Source organism: Halorubrum sp. Atlit-26R (assembly GCF_003666015.1).
GTDB lineage: Archaea > Halobacteriota > Halobacteria > Halobacteriales > Haloferacaceae > Halorubrum.
In genome coordinates this window covers 1-442 of sequence record NZ_QPLT01000535.1, presented here as the reverse complement: position 1 = coordinate 442, position 442 = coordinate 1, and the positions used below count along the sequence as shown (strand labels likewise).

Below are 442 nucleotides of genomic sequence, written 5' to 3'. Positions count from 1 at the left end.
AATCCCATACAGACATACGTACACGACCGAGCCCCAAAAAGGATTTGTCGCGTGAGCCCGACGTTCGGAGGCGATTCACGCGGCGAGGTGGCGCCGCACCCGCCCGACTTTTTCCGGTCGAGCGCGTACGCGGCGGTATGGAAGTCATCCCAGTCACCGCCGACGCCGAGACCTTCACCTGCAACGCCTACCTCGTCCTCGGCGAGCGAACCGTCCTCGTCGACGCCGGGACGATGTCGGGCGTCGAAGACGTCGTCGCAGAACACACCGACGACCTCGACGCCGTGGTCGTCACCCACCAGCACTCCGACCACGTCGGCGAACTCGGCGCGGTGGTCGAGCGGTTCGACCCCGACGTGTACGCCTACGCCGACCACCCGCTTCGGACCCACGAGCTCGGAGACGGCGACCACGTCGAGATGGGCGACGAGTCGTTCGAAGT

At 66.1% G+C, this 442-nt stretch carries 1 protein-coding gene; it reads left to right on the top strand.

Going from position 1 to position 442, the window contains the following annotated elements; translation table 11 throughout:
• Nucleotides 1–137: 137 nt before the first annotated feature.
• On the top strand, nucleotides 138–442 hold a 305-nt coding region (locus DVK07_RS21820), incomplete at its 3' end, for an MBL fold metallo-hydrolase (RefSeq protein WP_121598635.1).